Origin of the sequence: Salimicrobium flavidum (assembly GCF_900156645.1) — a bacterium.
GTDB lineage: Bacteria > Bacillota > Bacilli > Bacillales > Halobacillaceae > Salimicrobium > Salimicrobium flavidum.
This window is the reverse complement of the sequence record NZ_FTOC01000009.1, coordinates 16,626-40,074: the sequence shown is the minus strand read 5'-3', so window position 1 is coordinate 40,074 and position 23,449 is coordinate 16,626. Positions and strand designations below refer to the sequence as shown.

The window sequence follows — 23,449 nt, the reverse complement described above, 5'->3', positions numbered from 1 at the left end:
GAAGAATACTATGGACGGAGGCGATACGTATGAAAACTTATACATCCCAGTATGTGAACGGAGAATGGAAAAAAGGTTCGAGTGATAAAACGATTGAAAACAGAAATCCTTACAGTGATGAGCTGATTGCAACGATCCCATCCGCTGATTCAAAAGATTTGGATGAAGCTTACCAATCAGCAGAAAAAGCTCAACAGGAATGGAAAGAAAAGACCCCTGCAGAGCAGCGGGAAATTTTCCTGAAATGGATCGAAGTGATCAAAGAGAGGAAAGAAGAAATCATCGACTGGCTGATTACAGAAGCAGGAAGTACTAGAGTGAAAGCTGAAGTCGAATACGGAGCTGCTCTTGATATCGTTACGGAGTCTGCTTCTTTTCCGACACGTATGAAAGGAGAAATTCTCCCTTCCAATACCCCCGGGAAAGAAAACAGAGTGTACCGCAACCCTAAGGGTGTCATAGGTGTTATCGGGCCATGGAACTTCCCTTTTCACTTAACGACCCGGTCGCTGGCACCGGCTCTCGCCAGCGGTAACAGTGTCGTGATCAAGCCGGCTTCACACACTCCGGTTACGTCTGGACTTCTGCTTGCGGAGTTGACAGCAGAGGCAGGATTTCCTGAAGGGTTGATCAACGTAGTAGTCGGACGGGGATCTGAAATCGGGGATGACTTCATTACTCATCCGATTCCTGAAATGTTTTCATTTACCGGTTCCACGGAAGTAGGTAGTCATATCGGAGAACTTGCAGGGAAGCACATCAAAGACACGGCTCTTGAACTCGGGGGCAACAATGCCATGATCGTCCTTGAAGATGCAGATATCGATAAGGCGGTGGAAGCGGCTGCTTTCGGAAAATATTTGCATCAGGGACAAATCTGCATGTCTTTGAACCGGTTCATCGTGCATGAAGATGTACACGAGGAGTTCGTACGGAAATTCAAAGAAAAAGCGGAAAGTCTTCCTTACGGCGATCCGAAAGATGAGAAGACGATGGTCGGACCACTTATCGCGAGGGAGGAGGTCGACCGTATTCTTGAAGGAATCGACAAATCCATCGAGGAGGGCGGAAAATTGCTCACAGGTGGAAAAGCGGAAGGTAACGTCCTTCATCCTACGATATTGACGAATATGGATAATGAAAAAACATTAGCTAAAGAAGAAGTCTTCGGGCCGGTCGCTTCCATCATTAAAGTGTCAGATGAGCAGGAAGCTGTGGAAACCGCCAACGGTACTCCTTATGGGCTCTCCGGCTCCGTGTTCACAACGGATGTGTACCGGGGTGTGGAAGTGGCGAAGCAGGTCAATACCGGCATGATCCACGTCAATGATCAGTCCGTGAATGATGAAGCGCACGTAGCATTCGGTGGAGAAAAACAATCCGGAATCGGCCGCTTCGGTGGAGAATGGGCGCTGGATAAATTCACCACGGTGAAATGGATCAGCGTCATGAACGGATACCGGGAGTACCCTTTTTAGATTGGTACTCGTAAAGGAAGAAGAAAGTCTACTTTGCAGCTTGGGGGGATGAATGTGAAATTAGTAGTTGTAGGCGGCGATGCCGCGGGAATGAGTGCAGCCATGCAAGTCGTTCGTAATACCGATAATCCTGAAATCGTCGTCCTTGAAAAAGGTGAAATCTATTCATATGGCCAGTGTGGGCTTCCATATGTCATCGGCGGGGGCGTGTCCTCGACGGATGACCTGATTGCCCGGGACGTGGAGACGTTCAGGGAGAAATACGGTATCGATGCCCGGGTGAACCATGAAGTAAATGCCGTAGATAGTGATCTGAAGGTCGTTTACGGTGTGGATGGGGACGGTATGAACTTCGAGGAGAAGTATGACGAGCTTGTCATAGCTTCAGGAGCAAGCCCCGTGATTCCCCCGTGGGAGGGAGTCGATCTTGCAGGAGTTCATGTAGTAAAGACGATACCAGACATTGAAAAAATAATGGAAGACGTGACCGCTGAAGTGAACAAGGTGACGATTATAGGAAGTGGTTATATCGGTCTTGAAGTAGCTGAAAATTTCAAGCAAATCGGTAAAGATGTCCGTATCATCAGTAGAAGCGACTATCCCGGTTCCATGGTGGATGCGGATATGGGAGCATTGATCGGCCAGGAGGCCGAGAAACACGGAGTTGAAATCACTTTGAACGAGTCGGTCGCCCACCTTGAAGGAGAGGAACGCATCCAAAAGGTGGTAACGGATAAGAATGAGTATAGGACCGACCTCCTTATCGTAGCGACGGGAGTTGCTCCGAACACGAATTTTCTTACCAGTACAGGAATGCATACGACGAAGAGCGGAGCTATAGAAATAAATCGATTCATGGAAACGAATGTGCCTCATATTTATGCGGCCGGTGATTGTGCCGTGCAGTTCCATCGTATCAAAGAGAGAAATGACTTTATCCCGCTCGGAACACATGCCAACAAGCAGGGTCGTATCCTGGGTCAAGTCCTGAGCGGACAGCGGAGAGCTTTCAAAGGGATCGTCGGCACCTCTATTCTGAAATTCTTTGACCTTACCATCGGAAAGACCGGGTTGTCGGAAAAAGAAGCGAAAGAAGAAAATATACCGTTTGAAACGGTATCGATGCAGGCTACACATGCAGCCGGTTATTATTCGGACGAAGCACCTATGTCCCTGAAGCTTTTCTATCAGCCGGATACGAAGCGGTTGCTCGGCGTTCAGATTATCGGACCGGACGGTGTCGATAAACGGATCGATGTGATGGCTACAGCCCTTTATAATGAAATGACCACAGAGGATCTACTCGATCTCGATCTTGCATATGCCCCTCCTTACAACAGCGTGTGGGACCCTTTACAGCAAGCTGCAAGACGGGCGAAATAAAAAGCCTCTTCGACGTCTAGCGTTGATTGAAGGAACGAAGGTGGAGACGCCTGCGGGAAGTTTCCACCATGCCCGCGGCAAGCTTCCCCCCGTAGAGACGAAAATCAAAAACGAAAACTAACATAGCGAATAAGGAGTGGAACCATGAGTGAAAAAGGTTGTATTAAATGCGGTAGCACGAAAGCTGGTACAAAAGATGTATCGATGACCGGATCCGGACTTTCGAAAATGTTCGATGTGCAAGACAATAAATTCACCGTAGTATATTGTGAGAACTGTGGATACTCTGAGTTTTACAACAAGGCATCCTCCAAAGGGAGTGATATCTTCGACTTGTTTTTCGGATAGCTACCTAATCGATGGTACCCTGAAAAAACAGTTGTTCATTCCTGTTCATTAAAGTATGATTAAAGAAATATCATGTAGCGGAGGTAAGGCTATTGATCAATACGATTGATTTTCAGTCCATGATGCAAATGCAGGCGATGAGAACCCTTCAGGGAGAGAGACAGGGAGGAAAAAGTTTCGGATCAGGGATGCAACAGATGATGTTCCAAAGCATACTCGAGGCTTCGATGAATAATCTGACCCAAGCCCCTGAGAAGGCGCAGAATCTCACTTCGGTCCAAGTTTTTTCCGGAGCGCAGGCACCTGCCATAACGGATGTTTCGAGCCCAATCCAACGTGAGGACAGCGACATAGATGGAATCATCCGTGAAGCTTCTGAGAAATTCGGTGTACAGGAGAATCTCATACGTTCGGTCATTCAGGCGGAGTCGAATTTCAATCCTGAAGCTGTCAGTCATGCTGGGGCTCAGGGGCTGATGCAGCTTATGCCAGGAACGGCGGAAGGACTCGGAGTGAAGGACCCTATGAACCCGAAGGAGAATGTTATGGGGGGAACGATGTACTTACGTGATATGCTATCCCGCTATGACGGAAATGAACAACTAGCGCTCGCTGCTTATAATGCAGGGCCTGGTAACGTGGACAAACATGGAGGTATCCCTCCTTTTGAAGAGACGCAGAACTATGTAAGAAAAGTGCTCGGAACTGCATAAAAAATAGCACCTCTCCATGGGGTGCTATTTTCTATTGGTATAAATCCGGCTTGTATGGCGAAAGATACCGTCCCATTTCCAAATAGCGCAGGAATATATCGCTCATTTCCCGTAGCCGGTTTTTCACCTCTTCGTTTTCCAACTGTTTATCATCCGTGAAGTGACCGGGGTGGGCATACACATAGTTTGGAGTGATCAGACAGCGGAAATAGTCAAGCACCGGTTTCAGCTGATTTTCGATGACGAGATGATGCTGAAGTGTCCCACCGACAGCGACGATCGACACCGGCTTGTAGCGCATGGACAATGGAGATATGGCGTCGAATATATTTTTAAGCACGCCAGGGATTCCGCCCTGGAACACAGGCGTAGCTATAATGTAGCCGTCCGCTTCTTCAATTGAATGGATCAGGCGCTTCATGTCATCATTGTAGTCTTCAGGTGGGCGGCCATCTACGAATTGAAGGTCATAGTGTTTCAGGTTTATATTCTCTAACGTTATCTCAGGAGCTGTTTCTTTCATATAGTTTTCAACGGTAGCGAGCATCGTTTCCGTTTTGGTGCCGGTGAGCGTACCATTCAGCAATACAATATTCACGTCGGTTCCTCCTTCAAAAGACAGGTACTACTAATGATTATATTAAAGCATACAAGTTTCATAGGCAATTAAGACAGAATAGGAGGTTTTCTGTGAAGTTCTGGAGAAGAGTCAAATTTTTGTTTCAGTTTCGTAAATCTATTCCGTTTCTGGTATCTTTTTTTCGTTCGAGAGAAGTGAAAGGGGTTAAAAAAGGAGGAGCTGTATTGCTGGCTTTCCTGTATATCCTGTTCCCCTGGGATCTTATCCCTGATTTTCTGGTTCTTTTCGGCATCATCGATGATGTTGCTGTACTTACATTTATTCTTCAGCAAATCGTTAAAATGGCCCCTGAATCGCTGAAAGAAGAATATAAGTTAGAGGACGAGGTTTAAAATTGCGAGTGGTAAGGTATACAGTGAAAGGAAAGAAGAAATATCAAATTCAAGGAGTGGTTATTTTATGAGCGAAGTAATGTTCACATCCCGCGCAACAGTAGAAGGCGGCCGTAACGGTCACGTAAAATCCGAAGATGGATTAGTTGATCTTCAACTGGCACAGCCAGGTGAAAGCAGTGAAAAAGGTTCGAACCCTGAACAGCTTTTCGCAGCCGGTTATTCTGCCTGCTTTGACGGTGCGCTGAATTTGGTAGCGGATAAGAAGAAAAAAGATATAGACTCTACAGTAACTGGAGAGGTCAGCCTTATGAAAGACTCCGCTGATGGTGGTCTTAAAATAGGCGTCACTCTTAACATTAAAGTGAAAGGCGTTTCTCAGGAAGAAGCAGAAGAGCTTGCAAACGAAGCTCATAAAGTCTGCCCTTACTCGAAAGCCACGAGCGGAAACATTAATGTAGAGTTGAATGTGACAGCTGAATAATAGAAGTAATGCAAAGCCCGGACATTTTTCTTGTCCGGGTTTTTGTGTGTCTTAAAAAAATAAGGTATGATAAATAGGCGAATGTATGTTTGAAGAAAGAGGTTTTTATCATGATGGCACCAGGACATCAGGTCGTCGGGTTCACTTTCGGGGTCGCAGCTGTCACGATGCTACCTGCGCTCCCGTTTCTTCCGGAACGACCGCTTGAGATGCTCGTTTTCTTTATGTTTGTATTATTCGGCGCGCTTGTGCCTGATATTGATACACCACGCTCGAAGCTCGGACAGAAGTTTTGGAGGATTCTGATCACCTTATTTACGATCGCTTTAGCAGCTTATTTATTTTTTCCGGCTATTTTTGATACATACAGAGAGCCTTTGAAAACATTCGTTATGCTGTTGCTCCCTATTCTGTTGATGATCAGAGGACACCGGAAGATAACGCATTCCCTGTGTTTTCTACTTTTCCTTGTGGGTTACAGTTATTTTGTCCAATGGCTTCTCGGACTCCCCTGGTACTATTTCGGAGGTCTGATTATCGGGAGTACCTCTCATCTGTTCGCGGATTTTATTACGAAAAAAGGAATCCCCTTATTCTATCCGTTCAGCAGAAAACACTATTCTTTTTTCGTAACTTTCAAAACAGGCTCTGTCATTGAAAGAATTGTTACATTTGTCTTAATCATCGTAAACGTATGGTACTTGTTATTGGCATTGTAGAATTGTTTGGTACAATGAGTAAGGTTACTATAACTGAAAATGAAGGAGCACGTTTTATATGTGGGAATGGAAGAATATATATCGGGGTATGATGATGGGGGCGAGTGATGTGGTCCCGGGAGTGAGCGGTGGTACCATCGCTGTAGTGCTCGGTATTTATGATCGTTTGATTGAGGCGATAAACGGTTTTTTCAGTAAGGAATGGAAGCGTCATCTGAAATTCCTGTTGCCGCTTGGCATCGGTGTCGTGACGTCCATTCTGCTTTTGGCGAATGTGATCGAGTGGTTGTTCGACCACTACCCCGCTCAGACGAAGTTTTTCTTTCTGGGATTGATTATCGGGGTGTTACCATTTCTCAGTAAGAAAGCTGAGATGAAGTATAATTTCAGGATGAAACATTATGTATTGATGCTGATTGGCGCGCTTGTGGTGAGTTCGCTCGCCTTCTTTCAGCCGGAAGAATCAGAAGCTATCGGTAATTTGTCCTCCGGGATGTATCTGCTTCTGTTTTTCTCGGGGATGATTGCGAGCAGTGCGATGATTCTACCGGGAATCAGCGGTTCCTTTTTGCTTTTGATCATCGGGGTTTACACTACAGTCATCGAAGGGGTATCCAATCTTCAGTTGGATGTTATTGCCGTTGTCGGTGCAGGTATCGCCATCGGGATCGTGGTGATGAGTAAAATCGTCAAGTACTTCCTGGATCATTATACGTCAGGAACGTACGCGGTGATCATCGGTCTTGTGTTAGGCTCTGTCGTCGTCATTTATCCTGGCCTGTCCGGAAATGCAACGATGCTTTTCGTCAGTGTACTGGCATTTCTCGGCGGTTTGTTTGCGGCATGGGGCCTCGGTCGTGTAGAGTATAAGTAACAAAGTTAAGAAAGGGGATTACGATGCAGGGAATTCATACAACAGAACAGTTTCAGGCGGTAATTGAAAAAGAGGAGCCTGTGATTTTGAAATTTGAAGCGGATTGGTGTCCGGACTGTAAACGGATGGACATGTTTATAGGAGATATATTGGAAGAGTACAACGCCTATGAGTGGTTTGTAGTGAATAGTGATGAAGTGCCTGGACTCGCCGAGCAGTATGAAGTCATGGGGATTCCGAGCATTCTGATCTTCCAAAAGGGAGAAAAGATCGCTCATTTACACAGTGCGAATGCTAAAACTCCTGAAGAAGTGGAGAGTTTTCTCGAAAAGAGTTTATAAAATGAAAAGCGTGAGTCCTGAGAGTATATTTCAGGGGCTCACGCTTTTTTTATGGTGGAAGTGGATTGTGCGACGTTCAAAAAGAAGGTGAAGCTTTGAACGTTGCATTTCTTCAAGTATTACGACGTTCAGCTGAGCTTCACCGGTGTGAGCGGGTCACAAATATTTTTACACTACGTTCACGCAGGTTCTGGTGCCATGAACGTCGCACAACTTGAGTAAGTATCGAAAGTATTTTTAGAATGCTCTGCTTATGACAGTGCTTCTAAGCAGAATGGCACTGCTTTTCCTATCTAGCTCCGTCACATAGAAACCGGAGCCATAAGTAGCCATATCTTTTTTGAAAAGGGTCTGTTATCGTTCCTGGTTGATTTTCGTTCTACGGGTGGAAGCTTGCCGCGGGCATGACGTAAACTTCCGGAATCTCTCTACGTTCGATTCCGGTGATTTTCCGTTCATGCTCCTCCCGCAGGCGTCTCCACCCTCCGTACCTAAAATCAACAACAGGCTTTAACAGAGCCTTTCTTTTTAATAAAATCTCTTAAGTTGTTCGTTCAGGTCTTTGACCATTTGTTCGAGATTTTCCGTTTCTTTCTGCATTTCTTTGAACGAACGTTGCTGTTCTTCTGCCGAGGCGGAAATTTCTTCTGTTCCGGCGGCTGTTTCTTCTGTGATGGAGCTTATGTTCTGCATGGAAGCGGCCACCTGCTCGCTTTGCTCACGGGAGGTTTCCATATTGACAGCCAACTGCTGAAGACGGTTGTTCATCGTTTCCACATTGCTCTGGATTTCAGAGAAGGAAGTCTCCGAGGTTTCCACCGCTTCCGCCTGTTTCTCGCTCGCAGTGATGGTCTCTTCCGTCTGGGTGTGGATGGCTGTAACTCCTGACTTGATCTGTTCTACCATACGCGCGATGTCGGATGTCGCCGTTGTAGATTGATCTGCAAGTTTCCTCACTTCTTCCGCAACAACTGCGAACCCTTTTCCGTGTTCACCGGCGCGTGCTGCTTCAATCGCCGCGTTCAGAGCCAGCAGGTTCGTCTGTTCTGAGATGTCGTTGACGAGATGAACGGCTTTTTCGATCTGATCTGTGTACTCTGTGAAACGGTCGACGGATTCTTTGACCGTACTTAAAGAAGAACGACTCTCGTCCATGGACAGCTGCTGCTGTCTAATTGCATTTCTTCCCTTGGCAATACTTGAAATTGCCGTCTCACCGGCCTTGGAGGATTCTTTGCTTTCTTCTGCGTTGACGGAGAACTGATCGTTCATGTTATCTGTCAGCACTACTACATCCTGAACATCTGTGGAGATGGATTGGCTCCCCTGGGCGAGTTCGTCCGTAGATGAAGCCACTTGTTGACTTCCTTCGGAGAGTGTTTCCATTTCCTGATTCAGACTCTTACTGAACGTTTCGACACGTTCTCCGATGTAGTGGACGGAATCCACCGTTTTTTGGAGATTTGTGAGCATCGTTTGGAAGGATCGTTTCAGCTGTCCGATTTCATCTCTTTCTTTTTCATCCGTCTCTATAGTCATCGACAATTCTCCATCCGCTGCGCGTTCAGCCTGTTCGGCGAGACGACGGATAGGCAAGGCGATGTGTCTGGTAAGTCTCGTTGTGAAAAACAGGGACGCAAGAAGCAGGATGACAGCTGCAATAATAGCGAACGTAATCAGTCCGCTGATGGATTGCTGCTGAGTGGCTACCGTTTCTGAGTAATTCTCATCGGATACCTCCTGTAGGTTGTAGGCATCATTTACAATACCGGCACTTCTGGATGCCTGTCTGCGTGTTTCGTTGATATCTCTATTCTCCACAGCTTGGATCGCCGCTTCGTTCCACGTCTCATATTTTTGAGCGGCTCTGTCTAACCAGTGAGACTGTGCCTCTGTCTGGATTAGAGTTGCCAAGTCATCGATTGTTCCTTTCGTACTTTCCATCTTTGTAAGTGCCTGCTGCCTTGAGGCCTGGGTAGGGTTCTGGGCATACGTGTTCAGTGCCTGTTCCGCGGAAATCAATTCACTGTTCAGTTGCTGAGCTGAAAGAAGCGCATCAACATCTTCCTTCGAGGAACTTTGCAGGTCCATCATCTGAAAAACTATCCAGGTTACAAGCCCGAGACTAAGAAGAAGAGGGATGAGCGTCATGACGTAAAGCCGTCGTTTGATCGTCATTCGGCATTCCTCCTTTCATCGAGCATCTGCTGCTGATCCGGGGAAAGGTCAATCAGGCGGATCGGGGCCAGCCCTACTCCTCCCTCGGCGAGCCCGAGAGTGAGCGTATCCCCTGTGAGTGACTCTCCTTGTGCGACTTGTTCGACGACGTCAAAGATGGCTACGTTCAAGTTTTTGGTCATGGACGTAACTACTGCGTCTTCCGCTAAAAAGCTTTGGTCACTGTCGACACCGAATGCGTAGATCCCGGCTTCGTCTGCGGCCTGGAGAGCTCCTACACCTGTGAAACCAGCGGAAGGAAATATGTAATCGGCATTCTGTTCAATCATGGATTCGGCGATTTCTTTGCCGAGCTGATCATCTCCGAATGTCCCACTGTATTCCGTCAGTACTTCGGTGTCCGGACTTACAGCCTGAATTCCTTCTTTGAAGCCATTTTCAAATTTTTGGACCACCGGGATTTCTTCTCCGCCGATGAACCCGACGGTATCGGTTTCCGTTTTCATCGCCGCAATCATACCGATCAGATAACTCCCTTCATCTTCTTTAAAAGTGATGGAAGTGATGTTTTCAAGCGATGATTCTGCATCAATGAGTACAAATTGCTGTTCCGGGTATTCTTCGGCCACCTTTTCCATAGCCTCTTGAATGTTAAAACTGAGCCCGATGATTACATCATGGTCATCTTCGACTAAGGTACGAAGGTGTTCTTCGTAGTTTTGGTCGACCGGTTCGCGGTAATCAAAAGAGATATCCAGTTCATCCCGTGCCTGTTCCAACCCCTGGAATGCAAGGTCACTGAATGCATTATCTCCGAGCCCGCTATCTGTTACGACAAGTCCTGCGCTGATGGTCTCTTCTGATTGCGCCGATTCTTCGGCACAACCTGCGAGAAACAAAAAGCAGAACAGTAAAAGGATCATAGTTGTATATTTCATCATTCACTCTCCTTGTTCTATGTTGTCTGACATCTATTTATATCGGAAAGAATGACACACTCTTAAAAGGTTATAAGTAAAAAATGGAAGTCTGAAATATCAGAAAAATGACTGAATAAAAAAAGCTGCAGGGAGAGCCTGCAGCTAAAGCATAATATGATCGAGGTACGTTATGATTCTCGATTGTTCTGTGACAAACAATTGCCCGTTGGTAAGAGTGAAAGCTTCAGAATCATCTTTCGGGAAACGGAAAATATTCCGGAATACTTCTGCACTCTCTGAACGACTATGCTCTGTACCGTATTCAATCATCGTGTCGGAGAGTGGATTGATATAAACAGGATCCTGTGGGAAATTGTCCCCGTTCCATTCGATTAAAAAGGGGAGGGGTACCGTTTCGTGTTTCGGAAAAAGCATGCGCCACTCCAAGAGCGATCCGTCTTTTCGTCTGCGGGCTCCCGGGAAAGGTCCCTCGTATTCAATGCCCTCTTTTTCATAGTACTCCAGAAAATCGTCCATGTTATCGGTGCGGAGAGCGATTTGAATTGTGTTTCCGGTTTGTTGTTGAAGCATCTGGCGGATCAGAGGATTTTCCGATTTTTCCGCTGTTAAGGCATCACTGACTCCGAGCCATTCGATATAAAAGCGATTATCGAAAAAACAAAGTTCATTGTGGGTGCCCCAATCAGGATGATTGCCACCGCCCGTCCCCTGTAACCCGTATTGAGAGGTGAAAGAGAGACGGTCCTGTTCTGCATCGGTTGTGGTCACTACGATATGATCGATCGCAAGCATGTCGATATCCCTCCTAAGTCAGGTTGAAAGCATCGGCGATGAGTTCATAAGAGCGCAGACGTTCTTCGAATGGGTGGACGATAGTATTCACTATCACTTCGTCTACTCCGTACCCATCAGCGAGAGATTCAATTTCTTCTTTTACGGTTTTTTGATCACCGATAATCATCCGTTTCCGGTTTTCTTTGATTCTTTCCTGTTGGAAGAAAGAATAGGAATAATCCATCGCTTCTTCAGGCGTAGGGAAATGGTGTCTCACGCCTCCCTGCTCAATGAGCAACAGGGCAAGATCAAGGCTCGAGGCCAAATACTCTGCCTGTTCCTGTGTATCTGCACATACGGCGAATACAGAAACGTTCCCTTTCGGTTCAGATTGTTGTATAGAAGAAGTGAAGTGGTTCCTGTATCTGTCCATCGCTCCCATTCCCCCGTGCCCGTTGATGAAGTGGGCGAACGAATAGGATGTTCCGAGATCGGCGGCCAGGCGCGCGCTCGTGCCACTTGAACCAAGCATCCAGACATCCGGACTGCTGGCCCCTTTAGGGGTAGCGTAGATATCCATATTTGCAGGGTCTTCTCCGTGCAGATAGCTCATCAACTGTTCTACCTGTTTCGGATAATCCTCGACTTTTGGTAGTTTGCCTCGATTTAAAGCGAGATTCACGTTAGGCATACCGCCCGGAGCACGTCCGACACCAAGGTCGATGCGGTTCGGATACAACGTTTCGAGTACACGGAAACTTTCCGCTACTTTATAAGCGCTGTAATGGGGGAGAAGCACTCCTCCTGTACCGATCCGGATCCGTTCGGTATTCGCAGCCAAGTGTGTGGCCAAAATTTCGGGAGCGGAACCGGCCAGGCTGTTGGTGCTATGATGTTCAGACACCCAGAGCCGATGGAAGCCGAGCTTGTCCACGTAGGCGGCGAGTTCGGTGGTTTGCTGGAGAGCTTTTTCCGGGTCCATGTCTGCAAGGATAGGGGACTGATCCAATACACTCAATTTCATAAGTATCTTTTCCTTTCTATTATAACGGAAACCATTTAAATTTATTAATGTAAGAATGTGCGTTTGCCAGGGACAAACACTACTTTAATCGTGGCACCAGGGAGGAAGAAATGCAAATAAAAAACCCTCCCGGCAGGAACGGGAAGGTTTTAAGGAAGAACGGTGCTATGATTTTTTCTCAATGTGTTTTTGTTTCCAAGCGGGGTGGTTCCGCTTTTCTTGTCTAGCTGCAAAGCCCAGAAGCCCATAAGATAAGCGGCCACCCCTGTTTCGGGGAAAGTCACCCGAAGCCAGGCGCATCCGCTTATCTTAGAGCTTCTGAACGGCCTTTTCCGCTTTTCTTGTCTAGCTATAGCGTCCAGAAATTCGTGTCATAAGTAGCTCGGATCAGAAAAAGGGAAGAACGCCTTTTGTCTGCCCGGTCTACTTATGCCAGTATTTCTAAGCGGACGCATCCGCTTTTCTTGTCTAGCTGCACCACCCAGGAGTCCGTGACCTAAGCAGTGATTTCTTTTTCAGGGAAAAGCACCTGAAAACAGAAACCTCTGCTTACGCCAGAACTTCTAAGCGGGTGGTTCCGCTTTTCTTTTTACCTGCTGAGGAGTCCAAGGAGTCCGTAAGTGATCATAGTGCCGGTTTCCAGCGAGAAGAGACGTTTGACTTCCAGGTTGTCCAGGTCGAGAGGAGTGATGAATGGTGCATTGTTACGGAATTCATCTTTCTGCTCAACAGCAAGCCATTCCCCGGATTCAAGCCCTTCCGTGATTTCTACTATATTCTTTTCATCAAGTCCTGTTTCGATCGACCTTCTCTCCATAAGTCCTTCTTCATTCATGACCCATGCATAAAGATTCTCTTCTGCGATGAGGGCTTTCTCAAGAGCAGCCGTCGTTTCGATGGATTCATCAGTAATGATGTCCACGTCCGCATGGTACCCTGGGAGAATTTCTGCATCATCCGTGCTTACATCAGCTTCGAAAGGGTAGGTGCTGTTCAAATGCAGGTTCGTATCCTCCGGAAATTCGTTGAGAAGGGAGATCTCACCGCTTACGACAATGTCATCTTCCGGTATCTCGGCAATAGTCGTCATTCCTTCTTCGACTCGTTTCCTTTCTTGCTCGGATAAATTACCTCGAAGCAGCAATTCGGTCGATTGAAGAGTCAGAACCGGATCTTCAAGTGATTTGGAAATATCCGTGACCGTTCCCTCGAATGAGCTGGTGACGGTTATCGTTTCTCCACCTTCTTCGAGTTGATCGAGTTGGTCTTCCACCATGGAAAGTTCCGCTTCTTTCTGCGCAAGTTCCATTTCTTTTTCGGCGACTTGTTCTTCTTTTTCAAATTCGGTTTCTACATAGGAAGAAGGGACCGGATGATCGTAATCTTCATCCTCAATATCCGTATCAGGTTCCGGTACGTTATAATCTTCGACTTCGTCGATATATTCTTCGATAGCATCGATTTCATCTTCAAGTCGGGTGACTTCTGATTCGAGTTCCCCTTGTCTGGAAGCATAGTTGTTGACGTCATACGTGTACAAATCGTCTCCTTCGCTCACTTCATCTCCCTGAGCGACGAGGAATTCGTTGAAGCTTCCTCTGTCATGGTCGAAATATACTTCGTTTTGTTCGGATGAAGCGAATACCCCATCTGTTTCGAGACGTTCGAATATATCTCCCGTGAAACTCTGGGACCATTCTTCGATATATGATTTATCTGTGACGCGGTCTTTCTGGTCGAAATAAATCAAAAGCCCGTTCAGGGTAATGAATAAAATCATAACTACCCCGGTAATCCGTCTGATTACTCTGCTCTTTTTTGTCATACGATGTACCTCTGCTTTCTAAGAATTATCTAAGCAAGTAAACGAGTGCAATATCAAAATAACTGAGAGCTGCAGCGCCAGCCCATAGTATCAGATGCCATAGGATAACCCCTATCCATATCCATACAGGGCGTGTGGAGGATATCTTCTTCAGAGAAGAAATCTGATACCAGATGATGAACAGCTGGAACAGGGAGATCGCTCCGAAAAAGTAAATGACCCACGTAATATCCGTGAAGTAAGAAGTGACTACTCCGAACGAAAGCGGCGAGACGAACCAATCGAGTCCTGCGTATGTAAGGAGTGGAATCCAGGTGATGCGTTCCAACAGCATCACGAGAAGTACGTTCATCTGCATAACCATGATACGTTTATAAGAAGCGGTGTTGAAAAGCCAAAAGATGAGTGTAGAAAAGAAAAGGATGAAACCGGAAAACAACAGAGCGTATCCGATTCTTCCGAGTCCGAACCATGCTTTTCTCCATTCATACTCCAACCGGTTCAGTTCTATCATGTTAGCTGAAACAGGATCTGTTCCGAGTCCGATCCAGGCTGTCCAAACAAAAGTAAGGATAGAAGCGAGAACCAGGAAAAAAAGCATGTTCCATACATTGCGGATTTTTTCCGCCTGGCTCAATTTCCATAACTCTTCATCCCTTTTCCAAAACAATTTCCAAAGGTTTACTGAATATATCATTAGGTTCATCCTTTTTACTGTGTCTATTCTTAAATCATTTTAACTGAATTTGTCATAACTTACTAGACGTTAACGACTGTTATTTCCATTCCCTCAAAGTTTAAAGAAAGAAAAGAAAGGAAATGATAACTGAGATGTGTATATGTAGAGGAGGCGCATTCCCATGCCGCGTTTTGATAAAGGACTACTTGTATATCATGCGAATGCCGGTAAGACGGAGATTGAACATAATTTATCACAAGTACTGCCTGTACTCGCAGAAGCAGTGAAAGAGCTGATAACAGTACAGACAGAGGGCATTGATGATTTACACCTCACAGCGGAACGATATAAACAGGATATTGACGTTTTTTTCATTCTGGGCGGCGATGGTACAGTCCATGAATGCGTGAATATTTTCGCGGAAGTAGAAAATCCTCCTGTGTTCGGTGTCCTGCCCGCAGGAACGTGTAATGATTTTGCGAGGATGCTTGGATTGCCGATGAACCTGAATCAGGCTGCCCATCAGCTTGTGGAGGGTAAAGGTAAGAAAGTGGATATAGGGAAGTCGGAGGGAAGATATTTTGCGAACTTCTGGGGGATCGGTCTTGTAACCAGGACTTCGCATAATATTGATGAAGACCAAAAAGACAGTCTCGGAGTGCTGAGTTACTTCATCAGTGCTTTTAAAACGATGAGTGGTGCTGAAACCTTCTCTTATCAGATGGAAGTGGATGGTAAGAAAATGGAAGGGGAAGCTGTTATGCTGATGGTGATGAACGGCTCTTTCATAGGCACCCGTCAAGTTCCTGACCCTGATGTGAGAATCGATGACGGATACTTCAACGTGATGGTGATCAAGGATTCGAACTTCCGTCTCTTCCGTGAGCTTATGACGATGAGCCGTCCCTGGACAAATGAAGATAATTTCCGTGAGCTTGCTTATGCGAAAGCTTCCCATATCAAGATTTCCACGGACCCGGTTGAAGAAGTGGACCAGGACGGGGAGATTGAAGGGGAGACCCCTTCAGAGATAACCCTGTTGCCGAAGCGGCTATCTTTCCTTACCGGGAATGTCGGAACTCATGTAGCATTCAGTGAGTAAGGATCAAGGCTTGGTGGCAACCGCGATACCAAGAGGATAATGGACGCTCTCCTGAGGCGGTTCAATGAGAACTCCCTGTTGAAAGTAAAAGGAGATCTCTTCATATTCAGTGAACAGTTCTTTGAATTCAGCTACCGTCAGTTGGTGAATGTGGAAGGGTGACCCACACGGCTCGCCCCGTCCTTTTCCGAAGGGTGTGGAGACGATCAGGGTTCCACCCGGTTTTAAAAGACGGTAGTAGTTGTGAAGTAGTTCAGTCTCTTCTTCAATGTGTTCGATCGTTTCAAAACTGACGATACAATCGAACGTTCCGATTTTTTCCGGCAGGTTCTCATCGACAGCGTTGTGTACCTCGAAGGAAGAGTTGGGATGATAATACTTCCCTTTGGCATAATGGATGATTTTTTCATCGATATCTACGCCGAGTACTTCTTCGACTTCCTTTTTTCTATGCTTGGCAATCATATGAGTGCCATACCCCGCACCACAGGAGAGGTCCAGTACACGCCCGTGCAGATAACGAAGAGCGAATTGATAACGAGCTATATGTTCAAGCAACAATGTGTTTTCAGGACTCATGAATTCCGGTATGACTCTTTCACCTGTATCTTCTAGCAATAATATACACCGCTTTCTGCTTATTTCATGATAGAGTAATTATGACACAGAACAGGGAAATACAACAGGTTTGACATACGATGAAGGAGATACCTATACTAACGATAAGAGAATACTCAGGAGAGGACGAAAGGCATGGATGAACAGGAGCTGTACCGCAAGAAAAAAGAAGATCCTTCCCTTAAATTGTTTGTGGTGTTGGCAAAAGCGGAAAGGGCGATCGCCGATTTGGCGAAAGACGACATACAAAAGCATGGCTTGAATCCGACAGAGTTCGGAGTCATGGAACTTCTCTACCATCAGGGGGAGCAGCCTCTTCAGAAAATCGGAGAAAAAATTCTGCTCGCCAGCGGAAGCATCACGTATGTGGTGGACAAACTGGAGAAAAAAGGATACCTCGAACGTATTCCTTGTCCGAGTGATCGACGTATCACCTATGCGGCAATCACCGACAAAGGAAGAGATTTGTTGAATCAGATCTTCCCAGATCACTGGAAGCGCCTTGAGACAGTGATGGGCGGTATTACAGAAGAAGAAAAGGAACAGGTCATCCCTCTTTTGAAAAAGCTCGGGATGTATGCGGATGAGTTGAAAAAGTAGGAGGAAAGTCTCTCCTGCTTTTTTTGTTTGGGTTTTTTTCTGGAGCTGAACGGGTAATGAAAGGCATAGACAAGTGTGGAGGAGGTGTTTCTGATAAAAGTTCTAGTCATAGGAGCCGCAGGGAAAGTAGGAAGACTGATCGTCGAAAAGATACAACAGACGGACTACACTCCTGTAGCAATGGTACGTTCTAAAGATCAGAAAGAAATGTTCGAGAAAAAAGGTGTAACCGCTGTCATGGGAGATTTGGAGAAAGATTTCGAATCCGCTTATGCGGATGTTGACGCAGTGATCTTTGCTGCCGGTTCAAGTAAGGAGACTGGTGCAGAAATGACGATCATCATCGATCAGGAAGGAGCGATCAAAGCTACAGACAGAGCTGTACATTTCGGAGTTCAACGCTTCGTGATGCTGAGTTCCATGGCTGCGGATCGTCCGGAAGCGGGTGATCATTCCATCAAACATTATCTCTTCGCTAAACATAGAGCAGATGAATATTTGAAAAAATCAGGGGTTCCTTATACGATCATTCGCCCAGGCCCACTTACAAATGGTGAAGGCAAGGGGAGAGTCTTCCTTAGTGAACATGTGAACGGGGGAGAATCGATTTCAAGAGAAGATGTAGCAGATGTTCTGGTGAAGGCATTGAAACATCCGAAAGCTGAAAATAAAAGTTTTGATGTAGTTGAAGGAGACACCCCAGTGGAGGATTTATTCCGCCACTAGACATGATTAATGAGACATCTGGGAGGGGTTAAGAGTGAGTGAGAATCGTGTTATCTTATATACGAGTGAACCGTGTGCCCAATGTGATAAAGTCAGAGACTTACTTAATTCATGGGGCGTGGTGTATGAGGAACGACTGATTACAGGTCATCCTGAATACAGAAAGATGATGCAGGATGAGGGTGTCTACGGCACGCCTGTAACTTTCGTAAATAAAGAAGAGGTGCTCGGGGTACAGGAAAACAGATTGAAGAAAAAATTATCCGCTTAAATAAAAGGGCAGAGAGAATTTTTCTCTGCCTTTTTATTTTTGTGAGGGCGATCCAATGAACAAATAGGTTTCTCATTTCCGGTGAAAAGAATATAATGGAAGAATTGATAAGAAAAAACGGGGAGTCCGTTTTTTTATGTGCAGAAGTAAGGAGGGTACAGGTATGAATCAAAAACCGCCGATACATACAAAATTTTATTACGGCTGGGTGATCGTTTTTGTTGCGGCGCTGGGAGTGTTCTTCTCAGGGCCTGGTCAGACATATTCCAATTCGATTTTCATAGACTATTACATCGAGGAGTTCGGCTTCAGCCGCTCCATGGTCTCCGGTTTGTATTCCGCAGCCACGCTGGTGGCGGGGTTCACTCTTTTCATGGTAGGGAGAATGGTGGATCGTTTCGGGCAGCGCTTCATGATGATCGGAGTAGGGATCGGTTTATCGATCGCTCTTTTCTGGAATGCGGCCATTGTCGGGCCTGTCATGATGTTCATCGGTTTCTTTCTGATCCGTCTTCTTGGCCAGGGGTCGATGACTCTTGTTCCTAATACGCTCGTTCCGCAGTGGTTCATCAAAAAACGGGGCCGGGCACTCAGTGTCATGGCGGTAGGTACTTTCGCAAGTTCGGCATTGTTCCCGCCCTTGAACGCCTGGCTGATTGAATCATTCGGCTGGCGTACAGCATGGATGACCCTCGGTGTGTCCGTACTAGTCATATTTGTTCCGATTACAGTCTGGCTTGTCAGAAACCAACCCAAAGATGTAGGTGCTTTGCCCGACGGGGAGGCTCATCGGAAGCCCGGGGATGAAGAGATAAGCGGTGAAATCAGTGAAGTGAGCTGGACACTTAAGCAGGCAATGCAGACGAGGACGTTCTGGTTTATCTTGTTCTGTGTTTCTGTACCTGCTCTTGTGAATACTGCCGTTACTTTTCACATAGTGTCGATCATGGATATGAAAGGTCTCGGTGTGGGTATTGCGGCTACCATCCTGTCGGTGATGGCCATTGTCGGATTTCCTACTACATTTCTAACCGGTTATCTGGCGGATCGTTTCTCTATTCACTATATTTTGGCGATTACCTTCTTTGGACATGTCGTCACACTCCTTCTTCTTTTCTTTACTGATTCCGTTGTTCTTGCATTTTCGTTCGCTGTCGTATGGGGGATGGTCAACGGGTTTGAAAGGATTGCTCTGAACATCGTCTGGCCCAATTATTTCGGCAGGATGCACCTTGGAAGCATTAAAGGTCTTGCCCAGACAGTCATGGTGATAGGGTCTGCGCTCGGGCCGCTTCCATTCGGTGTTTTTTACGATTTGTTCGGAGGCTATCAGGAGGCGATTCTTGCCATTCTTATTTTCCCTGTGGCTGCCGTGGTTCTTGCGTTGTTATCACCAAAACCGGACCCCGGAGACTATGGTGTCGATGCCGGAAGTTGAAGGGATTCGTTTTTCTTTATCAATCATCTAAAAAAGCAAGGAAGCAGCTCACACATGGCTGTTTCCTTGCTTTTATTTACCCTGGAAATTCATGGCATAAGCAGCTCGGATCAGAAAAAGGAAAGAACACCTTTTATCTGACCAACCTGCTTATGCCAGTAGTTTCTAAACGGAAGTTTCCGCTTTTCATTGTCCAGCTCTAAAGCCCAAAAGTACATAAAATAAACGGATACCCCTGTTTCGAGAAAGAACACTCGAAGCCAGGGGTATCCGTTTATTTTAGAACTTCTAAACGGGCTTTTCCGTTTTTCTTGATCTAGCTATGGCTCCTAGCTTCCTGCGACATAAGTGGCCAATCCTGTTTCGGGAGAGTTCACCCGAAGCCAGGCCCGTCCACTTATGCGTAGGAAGCTGAACAGTCGCCTTCGCTTTTCTTTTTAATCTTTATAAAAGGCGATCACAAGGCCGCCTTCTCCGGAGTAAGTCGAAATGAGCGGCCCCATTTCTGTAAGGATCGCTTCCTTGAACGGATAGGTGGACTGGATTTTTTCCAGGAGTGCTTTCGCGTTTTCTTCATCATTGCAATGGGAAACAGCGATGACTTTGTCTTCGAAATCAGTGGTGTACTCCCCGATCTGTTCGACGAAGCGACGGATCGCTTTTTTATTTCCACGCACCTTTTCTATGACATCGATATCGCCTTTGACTTCGGTCGCTTTCATGAGCAGTTTGATGTTAAGGGTTTTTGCTATTGCTCCTTTGACGCGGTCGAGTCTTCCCCCTTTGATGACGTTTTCCAGGGTTTTCAGAACAAAGAGGGTCGTCGCTTTTTCAAGGCGTTCTTCCATATGTTTGACGAGGTCGTGGAAAGGCATCCCTTCTTCGATTCTTTTTACGGCATCATCCGCCAGCAAAGCGATACCGCATGAAGCGGTTTTCGTGTTTATGACGGCTATGGAGCGGTCCGGTTCTTCTTCGAGGAGCATCTTTTTACCTAATTCAGCATGCTCGTAGGTACTGCTCAGCCCTTGTGTGAGGGCGAGGTTCAGGATAGGGGTGCCCGGATCGATGGATTTGAACATTTCATAGAAATCATTCGGGCTAGGGGAAGACGATCTCGGGAGTTCGTCGGCCTCTTTCAGCTTCCGGTAAAAATCGGGAAGATCGAGATCCATCCCTGTTTTGTACTGGTCTTCTCCGAAATGGAGGTTGAGAGGGACCACTTTGATATTATGTTCTTCAATGAAAGAGGAAGGAACATCCGCTCCTCCATCAATAACGATCTGGATTGCCATAACGATTCACCTGCTCTCTCTAAAGGTAATGATTCGTTGATTATAACAGAAGCTCATCCCCGCTTTCTCGCTGTATAGGAAAGGGTGGGTTTTCTTTTCCGGGTCGTGCTCAATATGAAAATCATCAAACCGAAAATGACCACTGCACCGCCGAGTACCTGGGACCAGCTTAACGACTCTCCGAAAAGAAGATAGGCGAGAATAGAGGCTCCGACGGGTTCCAAAAGAACGGCCATCGAGATTTTAGAAGTACTCACCCACTTCAGGGACCAGTTCAACAGGGAATGCCCCAAAAAGGTCGGTATAAGTGCCAGCATCAAAAAGATGAGCCACTGGTTTCCGCTATATCCGGAAAACGATGAAAGGGACGGAAGGTTGTATATGAACAGCGCAATGGCTGCCATTCCATACACAAGCCATGTGTAAGAAGTGAGGGTGAGGCGTTTCCTTACGCTTTGTCCGATCAGGAAGTAACCGGTGACCATCATCCCCCCGAGAAGTGCAAGGATATCTCCGTATAAAGCATCTCCCCCGGCCTGGAAATCTCCCCATCCGATAATCACACTTCCCGTGATGGCGATCATCATACTCAAGACGGCTCCGGCCGTGAACCGTTCCCGGAAAAAGAAATACGTTCCGAGAAACGCGAAAATCGGCTGCAGGGAGACGAGTACGACGGAACTTGCGACGGATGTATATTTTAGGGACTCGAACCATAATATGAAATGAGCTGCGAGAAAAATACCGGAAAGCATGGAAGAAAGCGCGTCTTTTTTCGTTATAGATGCTAGGTGATTACGGTGCTTCACTATCACCCAGGGCGTCATGATTGCTACAGCGATGCCGAGCCGGTAAAAAGCGATGATAGCTGCTGGTACATCTCCCGCGAGACGTACGAATATAGCCGAGGCGGAAATAGACAGAACCGCCACGGCGAGAACGGCATATATGGTTGCAGGAGGCCTGTCCAACGCGATTCCTCCTTTGATTAAAATAGGTAATATCATTCTATCACATAATATGATTGAAAAGTAATGGAAAAGGGTGTAGAATGAGGATAGTCAATTAACAAGTGAATCCGTTCGTCAACGAGGGCCTCTCCAAAGAAGTAAGTGGCAGAAGGCTTTTTTTACTGTGATAATGGATTTTCACACAGAAGGAGTATGCAAAGAACGTGACTAAATTTAATTCATTAGGTTTATCAGATCCGATTTTGAAAGCTTTAGATCATATGGGATTTGAAGAAACAACACCCATTCAGGAACAAACGATCCCTCTAGGAATGGAGGGTCATGACGTTATCGGCCAGGCACAGACTGGTACCGGTAAAACTGCAGCTTTCGGAATCCCTATGATTGAAAAAGTGGACAAGCAGGTACGCGGTGTTCAAGGACTCGTAGTAGCCCCGACTCGTGAGCTTGCGATTCAAGTAGCGGAAGAGCTGAACCGATTAGGTAAAAACGCAGGAGTCCGTGCACTTCCGATTTATGGCGGCTCCAATATGGAACGTCAGATCCGTGCGCTGAAGAACAACGAAATCGTTGTTGCGACGCCAGGACGTCTCCTCGACCATATCCGAAGAAAAACCATCAAGCTCGAGCAGGTTCATACAGCTGTCCTTGATGAAGCAGATGAAATGCTCAACATGGGTTTCATCGATGATATCCGCGATATTCTGAAAGCTCTTCCTGAAGAGCGTCAGACCCTTCTCTTCTCTGCGACGATGCCGAAAGAGATCCGCGATATCGCCACAACGCTTATGAACACGCCGAAGGAAGTTAAAACGAAGTCGAAAGAGATGACTGTATCGAATATCGATCAGTATTACGTCGAGATTGCTGAAAAGCATAAATTTGACGCTCTTACACGTCTTCTGGATCTTCAGTCGCCTGACCTTGCTATCGTCTTCGGTCGTACGAAACGCCGTGTCGACGAAGTAGCAGATGCTCTTCAGGTACGCGGATTCCGCGCGGAAGGTATTCACGGAGACCTTACCCAAGGTAAACGTATGTCCGTACTGAAGAAATTTAAAGAAGGTCGCGTTGAGATTCTGGTTGCGACAGACGTTGCAGCACGCGGACTTGATATTTCAGACGTAACTCACGTGTATAACTTCGATATCCCTCAGGATCCGGAGAGTTATGTGCACCGTATCGGCCGTACCGGTCGTGCCGGACGTAAAGGGGAATCCATTTCCTTCGTTACGCCGCGTGAAAAAGATCAGCTGAATCTGATCGAGAAGCTTACGAAGAAGAAAGTTGATAAACTTCGCGTTCCTTCTTACAAGGAAGCGCAAAAAGGTCAGCAGGATGTTGCGGTTACGAAGCTTGTCGAAAAGCTCAATGCTGAAGATATCAATGATTACAAACAGGCAGCAAGTGATCTTATGGACCAGTATGAAGGTCAGGATCTCGTTGCGGCAGCTCTTAAAATGCTGACGGTGGAAAGACAAGAGACACCGGTTCGCCTATCTTCTGTACAGCCGATCAGCACGAAGAACGCCAAGGGCGGGAAGTCCAAACGTGGAGGCGGCCAAGGCCGTAACAACTCCTATAAAGGTAATCAGAAAAAACGCCCATACAACAAGAACAACAACAGAAATCGTAACTTCAACCAGAAAGACAAAGGTTAAGTGAGATAAGATTCAACAAAAAACGCGCCGGAAG

Annotated in this window: 25 protein-coding genes; 15 read left to right on the top strand and 10 right to left on the bottom strand. The window is 46.4% G+C overall.

Annotated elements, in window-relative coordinates:
• Positions 1-29: 29 nt before the first annotated feature.
• The 4 genes from BW944_RS11885 (at position 30) to BW944_RS15425 (ending at position 3,922) form a co-directional block, all read left to right on the top strand.
• A complete protein-coding gene (locus BW944_RS11885; RefSeq protein WP_076559961.1) occupies positions 30-1,478 on the top strand; it encodes an aldehyde dehydrogenase family protein in 1,449 nt (482 codons plus the stop codon).
• Between the two features lie 54 nt (positions 1,479-1,532).
• Positions 1,533-2,861 (top strand): FAD-dependent oxidoreductase, encoded by a 1,329-nt coding sequence (locus BW944_RS11880; protein ID WP_143525712.1) that lies wholly within the window; start codon positions 1,533-1,535, stop codon positions 2,859-2,861.
• A gap of 144 nt (positions 2,862-3,005) precedes the next feature.
• Positions 3,006-3,209 carry a zinc ribbon domain-containing protein gene (locus BW944_RS11875; RefSeq protein ID WP_076559959.1) on the top strand — a complete coding sequence of 68 codons (204 nt, stop codon included), beginning with the start codon at positions 3,006-3,008 and terminating at the stop codon, positions 3,207-3,209.
• Positions 3,210-3,304: 95 nt separating this feature from the next.
• A complete protein-coding gene (locus BW944_RS15425; RefSeq protein ID WP_407690086.1) occupies positions 3,305-3,922 on the top strand; it encodes a lytic transglycosylase domain-containing protein in 618 nt (205 codons plus the stop codon).
• Between the two features lie 31 nt (positions 3,923-3,953).
• On the opposite strand, the gene BW944_RS11865 is transcribed toward BW944_RS15425, so the two are convergent.
• Positions 3,954-4,520 carry an NADPH-dependent FMN reductase gene (locus tag BW944_RS11865; RefSeq protein WP_076559957.1) on the bottom strand — a complete coding sequence of 189 codons (567 nt, stop codon included), beginning with the start codon at positions 4,518-4,520 and terminating at the stop codon, positions 3,954-3,956.
• 92 nt (positions 4,521-4,612) lie between these two features.
• Between BW944_RS11865 and BW944_RS11860 the strand changes: the two genes are divergently transcribed.
• From BW944_RS11860 to BW944_RS11840, 5 genes are all read left to right on the top strand, one after another.
• Positions 4,613-4,894, top strand: coding sequence for a YkvA family protein (locus BW944_RS11860; protein WP_076559955.1), 282 nt, complete (start codon positions 4,613-4,615; stop codon positions 4,892-4,894).
• A gap of 67 nt (positions 4,895-4,961) precedes the next feature.
• The gene (locus BW944_RS11855; protein WP_076559953.1) at positions 4,962-5,378 is read left to right on the top strand and encodes an organic hydroperoxide resistance protein; all 417 of its coding nucleotides are present in this window, start codon (positions 4,962-4,964) and stop codon (positions 5,376-5,378) included.
• A gap of 110 nt (positions 5,379-5,488) precedes the next feature.
• Complete coding sequence (locus BW944_RS11850) at positions 5,489-6,097, top strand: metal-dependent hydrolase (protein WP_076559951.1); 609 nt, start codon at positions 5,489-5,491, stop codon at positions 6,095-6,097.
• A gap of 58 nt (positions 6,098-6,155) precedes the next feature.
• Positions 6,156-6,971, top strand: a complete 816-nt coding sequence (locus tag BW944_RS11845) for a DUF368 domain-containing protein (RefSeq protein ID WP_076559949.1) — start codon at positions 6,156-6,158, stop codon at positions 6,969-6,971.
• Positions 6,972-6,994: 23 nt separating this feature from the next.
• Positions 6,995-7,312, top strand: coding sequence for a thioredoxin family protein (locus BW944_RS11840; protein ID WP_076559947.1), 318 nt, complete (start codon positions 6,995-6,997; stop codon positions 7,310-7,312).
• 528 nt (positions 7,313-7,840) lie between these two features.
• Here BW944_RS11840 and BW944_RS11835 read toward each other — a convergent pair.
• From BW944_RS11835 to BW944_RS11810, 6 genes are all read right to left on the bottom strand, one after another.
• Entirely contained in the window at positions 7,841-9,490 is a 1,650-nt protein-coding gene (locus tag BW944_RS11835; protein WP_076559945.1) for a methyl-accepting chemotaxis protein, read from the bottom strand.
• The gene (locus tag BW944_RS11830) at positions 9,487-10,428 is read right to left on the bottom strand and encodes a BMP family lipoprotein (protein ID WP_076559943.1); all 942 of its coding nucleotides are present in this window, start codon (positions 10,426-10,428) and stop codon (positions 9,487-9,489) included. Before BW944_RS11830 ends, BW944_RS11835 begins: the two co-directional genes overlap by 4 nt.
• A 144-nt stretch (positions 10,429-10,572) precedes the next feature.
• Positions 10,573-11,223: a VOC family protein gene (locus BW944_RS11825; protein ID WP_076559941.1), complete on the bottom strand. Its 651-nt coding sequence runs from the start codon at positions 11,221-11,223 to the stop codon at positions 10,573-10,575.
• A gap of 13 nt (positions 11,224-11,236) precedes the next feature.
• Positions 11,237-12,229: an LLM class flavin-dependent oxidoreductase gene (locus BW944_RS11820; protein ID WP_084193733.1), complete on the bottom strand. Its 993-nt coding sequence runs from the start codon at positions 12,227-12,229 to the stop codon at positions 11,237-11,239.
• A 589-nt stretch (positions 12,230-12,818) separates the two neighbouring features.
• Positions 12,819-14,054 carry an efflux RND transporter periplasmic adaptor subunit gene (locus BW944_RS11815; protein ID WP_076559938.1) on the bottom strand — a complete coding sequence of 412 codons (1,236 nt, stop codon included), beginning with the start codon at positions 14,052-14,054 and terminating at the stop codon, positions 12,819-12,821.
• A gap of 25 nt (positions 14,055-14,079) precedes the next feature.
• On the bottom strand, positions 14,080-14,751 hold the full coding sequence (locus tag BW944_RS11810; RefSeq protein WP_076559935.1) for a hypothetical protein: 672 nt from the start codon (positions 14,749-14,751) through the stop codon (positions 14,080-14,082).
• A 163-nt stretch (positions 14,752-14,914) separates the two neighbouring features.
• On the opposite strand from BW944_RS11810, the gene BW944_RS11805 reads away from it, so the two are divergent.
• Positions 14,915-15,835, top strand: coding sequence for a diacylglycerol/lipid kinase family protein (locus BW944_RS11805; protein WP_076559933.1), 921 nt, complete (start codon positions 14,915-14,917; stop codon positions 15,833-15,835).
• 3 nt (positions 15,836-15,838) lie between these two features.
• Here BW944_RS11805 and BW944_RS11800 read toward each other — a convergent pair whose 3' ends face one another.
• A complete protein-coding gene (locus tag BW944_RS11800; RefSeq protein WP_076559931.1) occupies positions 15,839-16,453 on the bottom strand; it encodes a class I SAM-dependent methyltransferase in 615 nt (204 codons plus the stop codon).
• A 135-nt stretch (positions 16,454-16,588) separates the two neighbouring features.
• On the opposite strand from BW944_RS11800, the gene BW944_RS11795 reads away from it, so the two are divergent.
• The 4 genes from BW944_RS11795 (at position 16,589) to BW944_RS11780 (ending at position 19,488) form a co-directional block, all read left to right on the top strand.
• Positions 16,589-17,053, top strand: coding sequence for a MarR family winged helix-turn-helix transcriptional regulator (locus tag BW944_RS11795; protein WP_076559929.1), 465 nt, complete (start codon positions 16,589-16,591; stop codon positions 17,051-17,053).
• Positions 17,054-17,137: 84 nt separating this feature from the next.
• Positions 17,138-17,779 (top strand): SDR family oxidoreductase, encoded by a 642-nt coding sequence (locus tag BW944_RS11790; RefSeq protein ID WP_234983178.1) that lies wholly within the window; start codon positions 17,138-17,140, stop codon positions 17,777-17,779.
• A 34-nt stretch (positions 17,780-17,813) separates the two neighbouring features.
• Positions 17,814-18,050, top strand: a complete 237-nt coding sequence (locus BW944_RS11785) for a glutaredoxin family protein (protein ID WP_076559926.1) — start codon at positions 17,814-17,816, stop codon at positions 18,048-18,050.
• Positions 18,051-18,213: 163 nt separating this feature from the next.
• Complete coding sequence (locus BW944_RS11780) at positions 18,214-19,488, top strand: MFS transporter (protein WP_084193732.1); 1,275 nt, start codon at positions 18,214-18,216, stop codon at positions 19,486-19,488.
• 437 nt (positions 19,489-19,925) lie between these two features.
• Here BW944_RS11780 and BW944_RS11775 read toward each other — a convergent pair whose 3' ends face one another.
• Together BW944_RS11775 and BW944_RS11770 are read right to left on the bottom strand one after the other, a co-directional pair.
• Positions 19,926-20,783 carry a DegV family protein gene (locus BW944_RS11775; RefSeq protein WP_076559922.1) on the bottom strand — a complete coding sequence of 286 codons (858 nt, stop codon included), beginning with the start codon at positions 20,781-20,783 and terminating at the stop codon, positions 19,926-19,928.
• A gap of 53 nt (positions 20,784-20,836) precedes the next feature.
• Positions 20,837-21,754: a DMT family transporter gene (locus tag BW944_RS11770; RefSeq protein WP_076559920.1), complete on the bottom strand. Its 918-nt coding sequence runs from the start codon at positions 21,752-21,754 to the stop codon at positions 20,837-20,839.
• Between the two features lie 203 nt (positions 21,755-21,957).
• On the opposite strand from BW944_RS11770, the gene BW944_RS11765 reads away from it, so the two are divergent.
• Entirely contained in the window at positions 21,958-23,415 is a 1,458-nt protein-coding gene (locus BW944_RS11765; RefSeq protein ID WP_076559918.1) for a degradosome RNA helicase CshA, read from the top strand.
• The last annotated feature ends 34 nt before the right edge of the window (positions 23,416-23,449 follow it).

What these genes read in the sequence shown, in the direction of transcription:
- BW944_RS11815 (WP_076559938.1), bottom strand. Translation starts at nt 14,054, where the DNA reads ATGACAAAAAAGAGCAGAGTAATCAGACGGATTACCGGGGTAGTTATG.
- BW944_RS11835 (WP_076559945.1), bottom strand. Translation starts at nt 9,490, where the DNA reads ATGACGATCAAACGACGGCTTTACGTCATGACGCTCATCCCTCTTCTT.
- BW944_RS11885 (WP_076559961.1), top strand. Translation starts at nt 30, where the DNA reads ATGAAAACTTATACATCCCAGTATGTGAACGGAGAATGGAAAAAAGGT.
- BW944_RS11810 (WP_076559935.1), bottom strand. Translation starts at nt 14,751, where the DNA reads ATGATATATTCAGTAAACCTTTGGAAATTGTTTTGGAAAAGGGATGAA.
- BW944_RS11875 (WP_076559959.1), top strand. Translation starts at nt 3,006, where the DNA reads ATGAGTGAAAAAGGTTGTATTAAATGCGGTAGCACGAAAGCTGGTACA.
- BW944_RS11825 (WP_076559941.1), bottom strand. Translation starts at nt 11,223, where the DNA reads ATGCTTGCGATCGATCATATCGTAGTGACCACAACCGATGCAGAACAG.
- BW944_RS11795 (WP_076559929.1), top strand. Translation starts at nt 16,589, where the DNA reads ATGGATGAACAGGAGCTGTACCGCAAGAAAAAAGAAGATCCTTCCCTT.
- BW944_RS11780 (WP_084193732.1), top strand. Translation starts at nt 18,214, where the DNA reads ATGAATCAAAAACCGCCGATACATACAAAATTTTATTACGGCTGGGTG.
- BW944_RS11805 (WP_076559933.1), top strand. Translation starts at nt 14,915, where the DNA reads ATGCCGCGTTTTGATAAAGGACTACTTGTATATCATGCGAATGCCGGT.
- BW944_RS11845 (WP_076559949.1), top strand. Translation starts at nt 6,156, where the DNA reads ATGTGGGAATGGAAGAATATATATCGGGGTATGATGATGGGGGCGAGT.
- BW944_RS11830 (WP_076559943.1), bottom strand. Translation starts at nt 10,428, where the DNA reads ATGAAATATACAACTATGATCCTTTTACTGTTCTGCTTTTTGTTTCTC.
- BW944_RS11775 (WP_076559922.1), bottom strand. Translation starts at nt 20,783, where the DNA reads ATGGCAATCCAGATCGTTATTGATGGAGGAGCGGATGTTCCTTCCTCT.
- BW944_RS11820 (WP_084193733.1), bottom strand. Translation starts at nt 12,229, where the DNA reads ATGAAATTGAGTGTATTGGATCAGTCCCCTATCCTTGCAGACATGGAC.
- BW944_RS11850 (WP_076559951.1), top strand. Translation starts at nt 5,489, where the DNA reads ATGATGGCACCAGGACATCAGGTCGTCGGGTTCACTTTCGGGGTCGCA.
- BW944_RS11840 (WP_076559947.1), top strand. Translation starts at nt 6,995, where the DNA reads ATGCAGGGAATTCATACAACAGAACAGTTTCAGGCGGTAATTGAAAAA.
- BW944_RS11855 (WP_076559953.1), top strand. Translation starts at nt 4,962, where the DNA reads ATGAGCGAAGTAATGTTCACATCCCGCGCAACAGTAGAAGGCGGCCGT.